This is a genomic window from Arenicella sp. 4NH20-0111 (assembly GCF_040366405.1).
Classification (GTDB): Bacteria; Pseudomonadota; Gammaproteobacteria; order Arenicellales; family Arenicellaceae; genus Arenicella.
In genome coordinates, this window is the sequence record NZ_BAABWF010000014.1 from 25513 (window position 1) to 40676 (window position 15164).

At 46.8% G+C, this 15164-nt stretch carries 14 protein-coding genes and 1 other RNA gene; 8 read left to right on the forward strand and 7 right to left on the reverse strand.

All coding sequences use genetic code 11. The annotated features are described in order from the left end of the window. Nucleotides 1-19: 19 nt before the first annotated feature. Both ABWW54_RS18975 and ABWW54_RS18980 read left to right on the forward strand, forming a co-directional pair. Nucleotides 20-1171 (forward strand): flavodoxin/ferredoxin-dependent (E)-4-hydroxy-3-methylbut-2-enyl-diphosphate synthase, encoded by a 1152-nt coding sequence (locus ABWW54_RS18975; RefSeq protein WP_353414660.1) that lies wholly within the window; start codon nucleotides 20-22, stop codon nucleotides 1169-1171. Beyond that, nucleotides 1168-1803, forward strand: coding sequence for a Pr6Pr family membrane protein (locus ABWW54_RS18980; RefSeq protein ID WP_353414662.1), 636 nt, complete (start codon nucleotides 1168-1170; stop codon nucleotides 1801-1803). Before ABWW54_RS18975 ends, ABWW54_RS18980 begins: the two co-directional genes overlap by 4 nt. 141 nt (nucleotides 1804-1944) lie before the next feature. Here the strand turns inward: ABWW54_RS18980 and rnpB are convergent. From rnpB to rsmI, 5 genes are all read right to left on the reverse strand, one after another. Beyond that, an RNA gene (rnpB, locus tag ABWW54_RS18985) (RNase P RNA component class A) lies at nucleotides 1945-2387 on the reverse strand. A 67-nt stretch (nucleotides 2388-2454) separates the two neighbouring features. Beyond that, nucleotides 2455-3543: a quinone-dependent dihydroorotate dehydrogenase gene (gene pyrD / locus ABWW54_RS18990; RefSeq protein WP_353414664.1), complete on the reverse strand. Its 1089-nt coding sequence runs from the start codon at nucleotides 3541-3543 to the stop codon at nucleotides 2455-2457. 94 nt (nucleotides 3544-3637) lie between these two features. Further along, the gene (locus tag ABWW54_RS18995; RefSeq protein WP_353414767.1) at nucleotides 3638-5371 is read right to left on the reverse strand and encodes an ABCB family ABC transporter ATP-binding protein/permease; all 1734 of its coding nucleotides are present in this window, start codon (nucleotides 5369-5371) and stop codon (nucleotides 3638-3640) included. Between the two features lie 90 nt (nucleotides 5372-5461). Next, entirely contained in the window at nucleotides 5462-6664 is a 1203-nt protein-coding gene (locus tag ABWW54_RS19000) for a D-alanyl-D-alanine carboxypeptidase/D-alanyl-D-alanine-endopeptidase (protein ID WP_353414666.1), read from the reverse strand. Then, complete coding sequence (gene rsmI, locus ABWW54_RS19005) at nucleotides 6648-7553, reverse strand: 16S rRNA (cytidine(1402)-2'-O)-methyltransferase (RefSeq protein ID WP_353414668.1); 906 nt, start codon at nucleotides 7551-7553, stop codon at nucleotides 6648-6650. Before rsmI ends, ABWW54_RS19000 begins: the two co-directional genes overlap by 17 nt. A gap of 65 nt (nucleotides 7554-7618) precedes the next feature. Here rsmI and ABWW54_RS19010 point away from each other — a divergent pair, with 65 nt between their 5' ends. The 5 genes from ABWW54_RS19010 to ABWW54_RS19030 all read left to right on the forward strand — a co-directional run bounded on the left by ABWW54_RS19010 (nucleotide 7619) and on the right by ABWW54_RS19030 (nucleotide 12440). Beyond that, complete coding sequence (locus tag ABWW54_RS19010) at nucleotides 7619-9838, forward strand: penicillin-binding protein activator (RefSeq protein ID WP_353414669.1); 2220 nt, start codon at nucleotides 7619-7621, stop codon at nucleotides 9836-9838. Next, nucleotides 9789-10142, forward strand: a complete 354-nt coding sequence (locus ABWW54_RS19015) for a YraN family protein (protein ID WP_353414671.1) — start codon at nucleotides 9789-9791, stop codon at nucleotides 10140-10142. Before ABWW54_RS19010 ends, ABWW54_RS19015 begins: the two co-directional genes overlap by 50 nt. A gap of 152 nt (nucleotides 10143-10294) precedes the next feature. After that, nucleotides 10295-10927 (forward strand): BON domain-containing protein, encoded by a 633-nt coding sequence (locus tag ABWW54_RS19020; RefSeq protein WP_353414672.1) that lies wholly within the window; start codon nucleotides 10295-10297, stop codon nucleotides 10925-10927. Nucleotides 10928-10943: 16 nt separating this feature from the next. Beyond that, nucleotides 10944-11432, forward strand: coding sequence for a D-glycero-beta-D-manno-heptose 1-phosphate adenylyltransferase (rfaE2, locus tag ABWW54_RS19025; protein ID WP_353414673.1), 489 nt, complete (start codon nucleotides 10944-10946; stop codon nucleotides 11430-11432). A 36-nt stretch (nucleotides 11433-11468) separates the two neighbouring features. Beyond that, complete coding sequence (locus ABWW54_RS19030; RefSeq protein ID WP_353414675.1) at nucleotides 11469-12440, forward strand: hypothetical protein; 972 nt, start codon at nucleotides 11469-11471, stop codon at nucleotides 12438-12440. Between the two features lie 67 nt (nucleotides 12441-12507). Here ABWW54_RS19030 and ABWW54_RS19035 read toward each other — a convergent pair whose 3' ends face one another. After that, on the reverse strand, nucleotides 12508-13794 hold the full coding sequence (locus ABWW54_RS19035) for a penicillin-binding transpeptidase domain-containing protein (RefSeq protein WP_353414677.1): 1287 nt from the start codon (nucleotides 13792-13794) through the stop codon (nucleotides 12508-12510). A 3-nt stretch (nucleotides 13795-13797) separates the two neighbouring features. Next, entirely contained in the window at nucleotides 13798-14322 is a 525-nt protein-coding gene (locus tag ABWW54_RS19040) for an RNA pyrophosphohydrolase (protein WP_353414678.1), read from the reverse strand. Between the two features lie 169 nt (nucleotides 14323-14491). Between ABWW54_RS19040 and ABWW54_RS19045 the strand changes: the two genes are divergently transcribed. Further along, entirely contained in the window at nucleotides 14492-15139 is a 648-nt protein-coding gene (locus ABWW54_RS19045) for a histidinol-phosphatase (protein WP_353414680.1), read from the forward strand. The last annotated feature ends 25 nt before the right edge of the window (nucleotides 15140-15164 follow it).

Below are 15164 nucleotides of genomic sequence, written 5' to 3' on the forward strand. Positions count from 1 at the left end.
TTTATCAAGAGTTCCGACAGTGAATATTACTCGTAACCCAACCCGCGAAGTTGCCGTTGGCAATAGCAAAATAGGTAACAACAACCCTATATTAGTGCAAAGCATGTGCGCAACACGCACTCAAGATATTGATGCAACCATTGAGCAAACCAATGCCTTGCACGAACGTAACGCGGGCGTTGTGCGTATTGCCGTTGATAATAAACAAGACGCTGCTGCGCTGGCTGAAATCCGCAAAGCCACTAACGCAACACTGTCTGTTGATCTACAAGAAAACTACCGAATGGCGGAGTTGGTAGCGCCTTACGTCGATAAAATACGTTACAACCCAGGCCACCTGTTTCATCATGAACGAAAAAAGACCTGGCAAGAAAAAGTGAGCTACCTGGCAGACATCGCTGGATCAAACGATTGCGCCATGAGGGTAGGCGTTAATTGCGGCTCGGTAGACCCCGCTAAAGCGGACAAATACGACCCTAGAGACTCGGTTTCCCCGATGTTGGACAGCGCCCTTGAACATTGCGAATATTTAGACTCCATCGGCTTTACTCGGTATGTGGTTTCACTTAAAGATTCTGACCCGCAACGAGTCATCACCGCAAACATACGATTCGCTGAAGCCCGCCCGGACGTACCACTGCACTTAGGCGTTACTGAAGCGGGCATGCCGCCAATGGGAGTGGTAAAAACACGCATCGCTTTTGAACAACTCATTGGCCGCGGCATCGGTGATACAGTTCGAGTATCTCTCACCCTGCCCAACAAAATCAAAGCTGATGAAGTGGATGCTGGTCATGAAATTATCGACGACATCTACGCAGGCCGTGTAAGAAGCGTTGTCGCTTTTGACCCTAATAAGCTTAACATCATCAGCTGCCCAAGCTGTTCCAGAGTGGAAAATGAGGCCTTTATTGAGCTTGCGCAAGACGTCAAGGAAATGACCAGTTACGCGGAAGAACACAATATCACCATCGCTGTCATGGGGTGTCGAGTCAATGGCCCAGGAGAAACTGACGACGCTGACCTTGGGCTTTGGTGTGGCCCGCGGCAAGTAAACCTTAAACGTCAGGGCGAAAAGCTTGGCGCTTTTGGCTACGATACTATCTTAGACAAGTTAAAAATTGAGCTAGACGCTCTGATTGTGAACAAGACAGCGGTTAGTGAATCTTGAGAACAACTACTGCGAGTTGGACGGTTACCCCTCTCGCACGAACTGCCGCTCAACTATTAGCCGCCATTACGTTGGCTGGATTGATCATTCGAGTCATTCTAGCGACAGAGCAATTTGGTTCGTTTTTCTCAGGGGTCTCCCATCTATTTCAGTTTTTCACGATAGCGACCAACACTCTTGTCTTGTGGGTGATGGGATCAATGTCATTGAATCGTCCAGTTCATCGCATTCTACAGCACGCCACCGTCGTATCCATCGTTGGGGTGGGCATTATTTTTCATGCACTTCTAAGCCACGCTGGCGCACAACACGGGCTAGATGGCCTAGCAAATCTAATAACGCACACACTGGTACCATCGTTGACACTTTTTTGGTGGCTTGCCTTTGCTGATCTGCGCTCGACCCGTTGGAGAGACTCGCTTTTCTCACTGATTTGGCCTAGTGCCTATTGTGTTTATGCGTTGGTCAGAGCCGAATACAGCAACTTCTACCCCTATCCGTTTATCAACTTGGAAACACTAGGTTGGATTGGGTTGCTAAAAAGCGTCGGCAATTTGAGCTTAGCGTTCTTAGTCCTGGCACTGCTGACCATTGCGTATGCTCGAACGTACGCCAAACTGATCTTGAAATAGCTCGATCACTCACGCTTTATCAAGACTCAATGTATCAATCCTTTTAAGATGTATTTTTCAAGGCCTTTCTTCTGAAAAGTCTTTCTTGAAACGCTTGCCTTCTCATTCACTAGGTGAAAATGAAAAAGCAAGCGCGAACAATAGATTAGCCAACCTATAAGCCGGGTTCTGTCGAGAACAGTCATTCATCTAGGGCGCACATCGCTGTACGCCTCAAGCAACCTACCCGTGTTCAATGCGGGCCGCATCGTTACATACTTTTCTCTCGAAAAGTTGAGTGAACACCTATTTGGTCTTGCTCCGAGTGGGGTTTACCATGCCGCTTGTGTTACCACTCGCGCGGTGCGCTCTTACCGCACCATTTCACCCTTACCTCTCTACAACCTGCACCACTTCAACGTTGTCTATGACAACGACAAAATGGCGACATAGTAGCTATACGAAAGGCGGTATCTTTCTGCTGCACTGGCCGTCGGCTTTCGCCGCCCAGACGTTATCTGGCACCCTGCCCTATGGAGCCCGGACTTTCCTCCCCCTGCATTCTCAATTAAGAGACGTCAGGCGGCGACTGCCCAGTTGGCTGCGACGGAGGATACGCGCCGCAAGCAATTAGAGCAATAGTTTGCGGCGGTTTTAAGAAACTTCAGCCAATTATTTACGCAATGCAGCAAGCGCAGCAGGAAGGTCAGAATAGCCAGCAGCTTTCACCTTACGCTCAAGCCCTTGTACAATGGCCTTAATCATTGCCGGCCCTTGATAGATAAACTGACTGTATATTTGAATATAGTCCGCGCCAGCTAACATTTTATCCCATGCATCGTCTGCGTTCTTAACGCCCCCAACGCCGATAATCTGTACTTGGCCTTGTAAGTGTCGATAAAACTCTCGAATGCATGCCGTAGACATTTCCTTAACTGGCGCACCACTTAGCCCTCCGGCTTGGTCCCGATGAGTGCTTTTTAACGACTCTGGGCGAGCCACGGTGGTATTCGTGGCTATCAGCGCATCAAATTTATGCGACATCACCAGTTCGGCTATTGTTTCAATTTCATCCTCATCAAGGTCAGGGGCAACCTTTAGTGCAATCGGCACATAACGTTTATGAACTTTCTCACACTTGAGTTGAGCTTGCTTAATGTCGCTTAGTAAGCCATCGAGAAACCCTGCGTTTTGTAAATCGCGCAAAGATTTAGTATTGGGGGATGAAATATTGGCCGTAATGTAATCAGCATGTGAATAGACTCGCTGCATCGCATTGACGTAATCCGACGCCGCGTTTTCAATTGGTGTGACGGCATTTTTACCGACGTTAATCCCTGCCACACAAGTTCGATTAGTTTTAGTTAAGTTTGCTAGAAACGCATCTACGCCACCAGAATTAAAACCCATTCTATTAATAATGGCCTCGTCTTCGACCAATCGAAACATCCTTGGTTTATCATTTCCTGGCTGAGATTTGGGCGTGACCGTGCCCATTTCAACACCGCTGAAGCCCAGCGCTGAGAAAGCAGGGAATGCGCGAGCATCCTTATCCAAACCAGCGGCCAAACCCACAGGGTGCCGAAAATCGATACCCATACAAGAAATGGGTAGATCGGGCACACAGGCTCCAGTCAAACGTTCTAGTTGCCGTGTCGCGAACGGAAGTTTTGAAATCTTTGCAAACCCGCCAATGGCCACATCATGAGCGGTTTCAGGATCGAGCGCAAAAAGGGCTGGCTTGGCAAATGAGTACAACATAAGGCCTCTGTGTAACGGTAGACAGGTAACTGAGATGATTCAGTCAATTTTCGCGCAAGTCTATCAGACGCGCTCTGAAAATTCTGCTTCAAGACTACAGACTTTGGTTCTGTAACTCCCACGCTGCCGCATAAAGGCCACCCAGCTCTAAAAGCTCTGCATGCTTACCTTGCTCAGCAATCTGGCCCTGTTCAAGTACCAATATTTGATCGGCATCGACAATGGTAGAGAGACGATGTGCTATCACGACACTGGTGTAGTCACCTCGAACGGCGTCCATGGCTTGAAGAATTCTCTTTTCCGCCTGCGAATCCAATGATGAAGTCGCTTCATCAAAAATCATAATCTTAGGCTTTTTAAGGATGGCACGAGCAATCGCTACTCGTTGCTTTTCACCGCCAGAAAGCTTCAGACCGCGCTCTCCGACCTCAGTCTGTTCTTTATCGGGCAAGCTCTTAATAAAGTCCTCCAAAAACGCCATCCGGATAGCGCTCCACACATCTTGGTCGGTCGCGCCAACGTTGCCATACTGAATATTTTCAAAAATACTTGCATTAAACAGAACGGTATCTTGAGGCACAACGCTCACGGCCTGCCTCAGACTCTGCTGGGTTACTTGTGAAATATCTTGCCCGTCGATACTGATATGCCCTCCGTCAATGTTATAAAAGCGGAAAAGCATTTTAAGAATTGTGGACTTCCCTGATCCGCTGCCACCAACGATCGCAATCTTTTGCCGTGGCTCGACACGGAACGACACTCCCTTGAGGATCGGCCTCTCGGAATGATAGGCAAAGGACACGTTATCAAATTCAATCCGCCCTAATACAACGTTCAATTGCTTAGCGTCCTCGACGTCTTGCACCGTTGACTCAACATTGAGCAACGCAAACATCGCATCAATATTGGCCATTGAACCCTTCATTTCTCGATAAACAAACCCCAGAAAATTTAGCGGCACGAAAATTTGCATCATCAACGCATTGATCAACACAAATTCCCCGATGCTCATATCACCACTCTCTACCCGATACCCAGCCAAAATCATTGACGCCGTAAGTGACCCCGCAATAATGAAACTCTGCCCAGCATTAAGACCAAACAAAGTGAGTCTATTTTGACGACGCGCCAGCTCCCATGCCTTTAGGTCTTCGTCATAACGGTCCGCCTCATAGCGTTCATTATTAAAATACTTTACCGTTTCAAAATTGAGCAAACTGTCCACCGAACGCGTACTGGACTTGCTTTCAGCCTTATTCATTTTACGAATGGTCTCGGTGCGCCACTCTGTGGCTACTACTGAAAAACTAACGTAGGCGACAACTGAGACCAAAACAATAACCGCAAACCAAGGAGAATATTTCAAAAACAATATGCCAACTATCATGCCGATTTCGATGAATGTTGGAACGATATTAAACACCATAAACCGCATTAAGAAGCTGATGCCATTAACACCTCGTTCGATGTCTCTCGAAACGCCACCGGTGCGTCGGTTTAGATGGTAAGACAAATCCAAAGAATGGAGGTGCTGAAATACCTTATGACCAATTCGTCGCATGGCGCGTTCAGTCACTCGACCAAACAAAGTGTCTCGAAGCTCGCCAAAAAGCACATTTGCAAATCGAACAACACCGTAAGCGACCAGTAACGCTATGGGAACCACCACAACCGCCGGAGCGTTTAACGTATCGACAACATCTTTAAGAATAAATGGCAAACCAACACTTGCGACCTTAGCTCCGATCAAACAAAGCATCGCCAAAAAAATCCTTCCTTTGAATTCAACTAGGTAAGGAACCAACTCTTTTAAACTAGACCAATTCATACGCTCCGGCGCACCCAGTCCATCGACGTCGGCACCGCGCAAGCTACTTTTCTTTCCACCAAATCCACGCATGGGCTAGGGTTCCTATGGTTATTCTGTCAATAAGTGCAAACGTGCCACCAGTTTGCGTAGTAGGGTCTCTCGGTATTTGTATGGAACAACTCGATTGAAGTTAAATACAAAACGATATTCTTTGCCCTTGAAGTTAATATAACCAGCAAAACTATGAACTCCGTTTAAGGTGCCGGTCTTTGCTCTTACCAAGGTTGAGGGTTCGCCAGAGTTGTACTGTTTAAATAACCTTTTGTGGTCGCTCAACCGATCCAACAAATCAATGAGCTGTCTAGCAGACAAACGGTTCTTACGAGACAAGCCGGAACCTTCAACTACCGTCACCGAGCTCCATCCAAACTCCTGACGAAGTAATGGCTCTATCGCAGCCGAGGTGTCGGAGAAGTCGACTTGAGCAATGCCAGGCAACATAAGAAAAAGCTGATTGGCCATGAAATTGTTTGAAAATTCCAGGGTCCCTCTTACCACATCGGACACAGTGTGACTGTTTTGGTATCGATGAAAATGCACGGTGCTCTCTGGCATCAACCCTCGACCGACCTCGACGTGCTCAAGATCAGCCTTGATGGCTAATAACTCAGCAAAATTCAATTCTGAGTTTTTTGCATCAATAAGGTTTATACGTTCACTGGCATTAAGCGAAGGTTGACCCAACCGTTTCGCTGCCGACAAAGCCGACCTCGTGAGTGGGGACTGAGCCTCTGCGCTGGTAATCTGGCCTCGCGTATTCTTAAGCTTAGCGGTATTAAAGTTTGCGGCTACGGCGGAAAGCGGCGCATTATAAGGGTCTGCGACGTTTGTTCTACCGGGTACTTGCTGGGACTTGAAGTAAGACCCGTCAATCATTATTCGCTTAACCCAAGTCAGCCCTTGGACCTGCAACTGGCGCACAATTTCATCCATTTCTTCGGACACAATAAAAGGATCTCCATAACCTTTAACCCACAGGACATCGCCGGATCGGTAAAAATCAGTTGGGAAGCGGTAATTCGCACCCCATTTTTCAAGCGCCAAGAATGAAGTCACTAACTTCGTCAAAGAAGCGGGAATCAGCGGTTTATCGGCCTGCCATTCATAGGCAACTGCTCCATCTTTTTGTGCGACCAAAATAGAATCATCAGCTTCAAACTTGTCAGCCAGCAACCGAGCTTCAACTGAGAAAGCAACGCCCGATAAGACGATGCCGAGAAAGACACACCAGTGGCTAGCCAGCGATTTCATCTCTGATTTCCTGAGCAAGGCTATACGCTTCATTTTTTCGCACTCCGGTAAGCTTGACAGCCAGGCCAACGGCTTGTTTGACCGGCAACTCGTCGACTAGCACAGTCAGTAATGCACGCAAAGATGTCTGCATCTCATCATTATTTTCAGAGCTTGCGGCACCGGCAATCATAACCACGAACTCGCCTTTACTTTGGTCAGAGTCTATAGCAAGTCGCTCCACCAACGAAGACGCACTGCCACTCAAAACCGTCTCAAACCGCTTTGTAAGCTCGCGGGCGATGACAATGGTTCTTGAGTCTCCGATAACCTTCGCGATACTAGCAATGCAGGCCGCAATGCGATGTGATGATTCGAGCAATACTACGGTTCGCGTTTCGTCTGCATAATGTTTAAGCGCGACTTCTCGTGCTGAAGCCTTAGCTGGCAAAAATCCGTCGTAGATAAAGCTATCGGTAGGTAAGCCCGCAATGGAAAGAGCCGCTATAATGGAACTCGGCCCGGGGACTGTCACAACTTGCAAACCTCGATCGCGTAATGCGCGAACCAACACGAACCCCGGATCACTGATAAGCGGCGTACCAGCATCACTTATTAAAGCAATATCTTTACCTTCATTTAACGCTTCTGACACCCACTCGATTTGCTGCTCCTCATTATGCTCATGACAGGATCGTAAGCGAGTATTAATGCCGTAGTGCCCTAAAAGTCGTTTACTATGCCGCGTATCTTCAGCCAATATGCAATCAACATCGCGTAAAGTCTTCAAAGCTCGCTGACTAATGTCAGATAAGTTACCAATGGGCGTAGCCACAACCAACAATTGTCCAGGGTGATTTGAACTTAGGGACTCTAGACTTGTAACTTCTTTGCTATCTGGGTGGGTCACTCGGTATACTTCCAGCTAATCAGAGGGCGGGTTTGGGCGTCCAGAATAATCGGAAACTAGGTGAAATGCACTCTCTATTACCAGTACGTCAATATTTAACACCGCCTTCGAGCGACATATTCTCCCGTTTGACCATCGCGGTCGGAGTAATTTTGATTCTTGGCGGATGCGCAAGCACGGAACGGCAAGCCTCTGATGTCGAGGTGCGCGACGTCCTGCCAAGTCAACAAAATGGTCCCGAGGAAGGCGAATCAAACGCCTACGATGATGGACCCGCGTTAATCGTTTCTTCGGTCGGTGATGACGAAGGTTCTCGAGAGGCTGCCCGCGCCGAATTTTATCAACAACAAGCGCAAAACCAATCTGACGAATATTCAAAAATAGAGTCCAACCTAAACTCCGCTGAATACTACGTTCAGGCTGGCCAACATGAGCGTGCTGCTGACATTGTGAATGCAATTCGCTTGCGGATTTCTGACCCAATCCAATTAGACAGAGCTTCGGTGATTCTGGCCTACGCAGACTACGCTAGCGGCGATTATTCTGTAGCCTTAGCGCGCTTGTCTCGCTTAATTGAACCCAACCCTACAACCTCGATCAATGAATCGGATTTCAAACAAGGTGAAGAACAGGCAGCGCAAGACGTCTCAGTCGAACAAGAGTCCGATGGACTGGATGCCGACGTAACTGAGCGAAACTATATTGTCGACGATATTGCCCTACCAGATCAGGAGCAGCTAAGCATTCAACAGGTTGATGCCCTGCTATTAGCTTCTTTTTGCCACCAAGCGTTGGGCAATAATGAAGCGGCTATTGGCGTATTGTTACGCAGAGAGACGGCTCTCTATGGCGCCGCTCGTGCTGAAACGACGCGTTACATATGGCAAGTTATCAGCGCCCTCCCTGACGAGGCTAAACAAGCGTTAGCAGACCACAGTCGTAACATCCAAGTTCGCAATCGTGTCATGCAGAGCCTCGGTGGCGAAATAGGACAAGTTGAAAAACAGCCTCAACAATTTAATCAGTGGCGAGAAGACTTAACATCTCTTGACGGAGCCAGTGTTATTGACAGTGGCTGGGAACAACGTTCACCCCGCTCTATATTTGTACTACTCCCGCTTAGCTCACGGTACGCCAAAGCGGCCCAAGCTGTTAAAGCAGGCATTGAACGACAGCATGATGAGAATCAATCAATATATCAGCCATCATTGAGCTTCTATGACATTGGCGACAACCCGCTGCAAATAGGCCAGTATTACGCCGCGGCAGTGAGGTCTGGCGCGGATTTCATTATTGGCCCACTTGGCAAAGACTACAGCAACGAAGCAACGAACAACAGTGCCTACTTTTCGGATAGTAGATATGGCGCACAGGTACCAATGTTAATGCTCGGAGGAGATCTTCCTCTCACGTCAAATAATCTTCGCTTTGATATGAGCCCAGAAATTGAGGGACAGCATGTGGCGGACAGGGCTTGGAAGGAAGGCTATCTAAGCGCGGGAATAATCACCCACAATTCCCGTCGTGCTCAACGTATTTCTCAAGGGTTCGTAAATCGTTGGTTATCGCTGGGGGGGAAGCTTGGTAAGTCAGTACAGTATTCTGAGCAACAATATGACCACAGCGTTGAACTCAAACAGCTATTCAATATTCAAGTCAGTGAATACCGCCACCGCAAACTGAGTCAGGCCTTGGGCTTCAAACCAAAGTTTGCGCCATATCAACGTGGGGATATCGATTTTGTGTTCATGATCGCTGACAATAAAACGGGCCGAATATTAAGACCACAAATCAACTTCTTCACAAACTCGCAAATGCCTGTTTACTCCACCTCTGCGCTTTACAACGGCATTGAAGACACGATCAACAACATGGACTTAGACAGCACTCTATTCCCAGTTATGCCGTGGGTTGTTAAATCTGGACAAGCGTCGCAATACGCAGGACAACTGAATATGTTGCATGCGATGGGAATGGATGCCTACAAAATCGCAGGAAACTTACCGAGATTGACGGCCGATAGCAACGCTGCGATTAATGGCGCGACGGGGCAGCTGCAGATCAACGGTCGTCAAGAGATTACTTATGACCCGGTGTGGGCAAAATTCACCAATGGCGAACTCGAAGTGGTGGACTCTTTAGGCCTGGATATTGAACCAATTATTAACGCCGATGACTTAGAAGGAGCAGACGGTGAACCTTTTAACTCATCCAATCAAAGCAAAGGAAGCTACAATGATCAAAACTGGGATGCTGGGAAATCGCGCAGAAAAACTGGCCGCTAAATACTTACAACAGCGCAAGCTGACACTTATTGAAACTAATTACCGATGCAAACTCGGCGAGCTTGATCTCGTTATGTGGGATCAAGACTACTTGGTTTTCGTCGAGGTCCGGTACCGCAAGTCACCGGATTTCGGAGGAGCATTGGAGAGTATTGATCGCCACAAACAAGCTAAGCTGCTAAAAGCCGCACAACATTATTTAATAACTCGAAACCAGAGTGAACCTCCAGCTCGCTTTGATATAATCTGTTTGACTGGCCAGCTGTCTAAGCCGCAATATCAATGGATTAAAAACGCATTTTAGTCATAACAATACGTAATTATTAACATGACACCGTGAGCTTAATACGTAGAATACGGTCAAATAACAAACAATTCATACGCTTTGTAAAATTTTAGCTAGACTTGACAAATAACCGTTAGCCCCTGTTGACACTCCTAAGGAGAGCGCCTTCCATGAATTTTTATCTTACTAATAGAGTATTCCTAGCCAAGCAGAAACTCGTTCGCTTAGCCAAGCTTATTACTGTATCTTCCTTGTTGCTTATCACTCTAAGTGGTTGTGTCACGGCAATCGTCGCAGGAGTCGCTATTGCAACGGTTGATATCATTCATGACCGCCGTACGGTAGGCGAATACATCGATGACAATGCTGTTGAACTCACGGCCAGAAATATCATCGCCTCAAAATCTGAATTTAGAAAATCAGCACACATAAAGCCGCAATCATGGAACGGAATCTTATTAATAACGGGCGAAATTGACACCCCTGAGATAAAACAACCGATCTTAGATAAGTTTCGAGCCATACAAGGCGTGAGGCAAGTTGTCGACGAGACCACGATTACAGACAAAACCCGTATTGGTACGCGTGCAAACGATGCCTGGATTACCAGCAAAGTCAAAAGCCGTCTTATTTTAAAAACCGGATTGGATGCTAATCGTGTAAAGGTAGTTACAACGCGAGGGAGCGTCTACCTGATGGGTATCGTTACACGAGAAGAGGCCGACAAGGCCACAGAGTACGCAAGTCGAGTTAGGGGCGTACAGCGAGTTGTACGTGTGTTTGAATATAAAGAGCCCAGCTAAAAAACGGTATAGATCCATGCTTAACTCACTGGCAAAGGTGATCGCGGCGGAAACCTCTGAAGCAGATTTTCGCGACATCATCTCGAAGCTCCCTAAACCGCTCGTGTTCACGAATGGATGCTTTGACATCCTACACAGAGGGCACACTACTTATCTTGAGCAAGCTCGTAACCTTGGCGGCTCTTTGATTGTTGCGGCCAATACAGATGCCTCTGTAAAGCGGCAAAATAAAGGCGATGATCGACCAATTAACTCTCTAGAAGACAGAATGGCGCTGTTGTCTAGCTTAGAATGTGTGAACGCTGTCATCAGTTTTGATGAAGACACACCCTTTAACGTAATTAAGCGAATTATGCCTGACCACCTAGTTAAAGGCGGCGACTGGGATATTCAAGACATCGTTGGGGGAGACATCGTCCTAGCCAATGGAGGTCAAGTACACTCAATCGATTTCGAGTTTAATCGCTCTACAACCTCTCTTATCAATCAAATACGCAACGTTTAACGGGATAAAACTCTTGCTAGGAGAGTTAAAACAAACGTGTTCAAAAAGTTTTGGCTAAAACGCGAACCGAGTATATCGGTTAATAATCCTTTGCTCGCCACCACACTGAACTGGCTGTCACCTCTACTTGACGACAAGGGTTCGCTGTCCAAACCTAATTGGCACGCAATAGAAGAGTACATTGAACGCCATTCTATGGCCGAACAAAAACGACCAACATGGAACGAGGTTGCTCGTGCTTGGATGGCCAGTTTAACGCACAAGTTACCCCACGAATACACTCAAACTGAATCAGCAAATTTCATTTTGATCAGTGCTGAACCGGCGCGCTACAATGTCTCTCTATGTACATTCCTAGAGCGTGCTCGAAGGCGCCTACTGTCAACTGCAGGCGCTATATTCCAAGATAATGTAACTGGAAAATACGTAATAATCGTTTTTGCTGACATTGATAGTTATTATGATTACGTTTCACAATTTGGGTCAGAAGAAGGCACTTTTGGGCTCAGCTCGGGCATGTACATCAATTACGGTTATGGGCATTTCGTATTTCAACAGGACCAACTTGAAACGGCAGAAGTCATCGCTGCACACGAACTGACTCATGCCTTACTAGAACATCTTCCTATTCCACACTGGTTAAACGAAGGGCTGGCTGTGAATATGGAGGCCCTCATTACCGGCCATGCAAACAATCGACTAACCAGTTCAAGCATAGGCTCACACACCGAGTTTTGGCAACACAATGTAATTCAGCAATTTTGGAATGGCGATGCCTTCTTTAGATCCGACGAAGGGCAAAACTTAAGTTATCAATTGGCACAGCTGCTCGTATCAAACCTATCTAAAGACTATGATTTATTCGTGGAATTTGTAAACCGTGCTCACCACAAGGACGCAGGCGATAGCGCTCTGCAAAGCACCTACGGGGTAAGTTTGAACGAGTTGACCGCGAGTTTTTTAGGCGACGGTAATTGGGCACCCCAAGCTAAAAATGGGACACATTAGACTGACTAAACATACCAACAAACAAGGTTTGACTTAAGCGCTTAATTTGTCGCCGCCCGTACTCGTTTTAATTCGCTAACCCCGTCGTTGCCTCTGCTGATTGCCCTACCACTGATTCAGCATTTTGCTTAGCGATCGCTTCATCCAGATCACTGTAATAATGATAAATAAATTGCCGGGCCACGTACGCACTGCGCACGTACCACTTATCCTTATTGATAATCAGCGATGCATAGGCCACTTTACGACCATTTTTTTCGGCGTAACCCACAAACCAATCGTGCCTCCCTTTTGGAGAATAACCGGTCAACGACCCGGTTTTACCGCCGATTTCCATGCCTTTATACACCTTGTACCGGTTCAAACCGGTAAATGACTTACGAGCCGACCCAGACTTTGCCGTCTCTCGCATAAGCAATCGCATGGCTCTTGCCGAAGCGGGTTTGATAACCTGCGTGTTATCGCTAACCGCACTTTTTTCATACAGCGTTTCCCCACGGCCGTTGGTCACAGATTCAACCATATATGGGGTTACCATCTTGCCATCATTAGCCACGATTGCGGCCATCTGAGCCGCATGAATGGGGCTCAATTTAATGTTTTTGGTATAGCCAGAAGCCGCCTCCGCAATTTCCCATTGCTCCTCAAAATCGAGACCAATTTGACTGACAGGAATCTGAAAGTCGGTAAGCATTGGCTTATCAAAGCCAAACCTCATTGCGTAGTCAATTAATCGATCTTTCCCCAGTTTAAAAATACCTATTTGCGCAAACACCGCATTGATGGACTTAGCAAAAGATTCTTTGAGCGTGGGATTACGCGTCCACTTGTTGGTCTTATGCCTAAGCACCTGGCTTTTATACAGTGAGGTTCCCTTTCCGTTAAACGGGATTACCGTGTCTGTCTTCAACTTACCAGAATCCAATCCAGCAGCGGCCGTAATCATTTTAAATACAGAGGCCGCTGGGTAGTCGGCTCGCATGACAAGATTATCCCAATCTTCATCGGCTTTTACAAAACTAGTCAAATTCAAAATAGCGCCGGTTTCCACGTCTAAAGCAACGAAACAAGCGTAATCTGGCTGATACTTTAGATATACATCGGCCATGTTCGCGTGCACTTCGGGGTCAAAGGTGTAATCCACATACCCCACGGTAGATTGACCTTTATTGTCCTTAAAACTCAGTTTATTGGGAAAACGGCTTTCGATGGCATGCTTTGTGATCACCTCAGCGACTTTCTCTTTACTGACCTTGTTTGCAGCAAAAACGTCATTAATGAATATGGGGGATGCCGACAGCAGAGGGACCAACGCCCAAAAACTGGCATTGGCTATCAATTTTCTAATTCTCATGGATCAACTATTGGGTAGAAACTGCTCTAGTTCACTTAAGGCTTTTTTATATACAGTTCGTTTGAAATCAACGATATTATCTATGGCGTGACGGCAATCTACCCATCGCCAGTCATCGAACTCAGGTTGCTCAAGGCCACCATGAAGATCTACTGCTGAATCATCATCAACCAATTTCAAAAGAAACCAAACTTGCTTTTGCCCCTTAAAACTCACTCTTTTTCGCCCCCCCATTGGGGAACGCCGACGCTGATTACGTAACAATTTTTGCGGCAAATCATAATGCAACCACTGTTTGGTATGCGCCATAATCTTAACCTGCTTATGGGCAAGCCCGGTTTCCTCGTGTAGCTCTCGATACATTGCCTCAATCAAGCCTTCATTGCGACTAACACCGCCTTGAGGAAACTGCCAACCATCATTATTAATTCTACGCGCCCAAAACACCTGCCCGTGTTCGTTGCAAATAATTATGCCAACATTCGGCCTGTAGCCGTCGTTGGCGAATATGGGTTCAAAATTATTCATGTGGCTGAGTAATAACTGCTCAATCCTGTAACCTTTTGGCATTATAATCAGAACCGCGCGGCTTTTGCATTAGTTTCCTGTAAGCTTAGCGCCGAAACCTGTTTGCTTGGCACTCTAGAGGTGTTTGGTAGTTTTTATTTCCCCCTTCGTTTTTTAGAGGAATATTTTCGTGACATTGGCACTTTTTGATCTTGATAATACGCTACTCAATGGCGATAGCGACCATGGCTGGGGAATGTACCTCGCCAAAGTCGGCGCCGTTGACCCGATACAGCAACAAATTAAACAAGATTATTTTTATCAACAATACCTAGAAGGCTCCCTAGACATTTTGGAGTTTTGTGAGTACCAATTTGAGATACTCGCGAAAACCCCATTACCCCAGTTAAGGCAATGGCACGATGGTTTTATGGAAGAAATCGTTGAACCTATGATTGTAAACGGTAAAGCAGACTTGTTATGCAAACACCAAGACGCCGGAGACGATGTCCTCATTATTACTGCCACCAATGACTTTGTTACATCCCCAATAGCAGAGCGGCTAGGAGTCGACACAATATTGGCTACAACGGCGGAATTTTTAGATGGGAAGTACACTGGAAAAGTGAGCGGCACTCCTTGCTTTCAAGAAGGAAAAATAACGCGTCTTATGGCCTGGCTAGACAAACACAACAAAACCTTTCAAGACAGTGTCTTTTACAGTGATTCGGCCAATGACCTTCCATTGCTTGAGCGGGTCGATACCCCCATTGCGGTGACACCGGATGAGAAATTGCGTGCTCACGCAGAAAAACATCACTGGGAAATCATTGATTGACCGTATACTTAGGCATCCCTGCGAA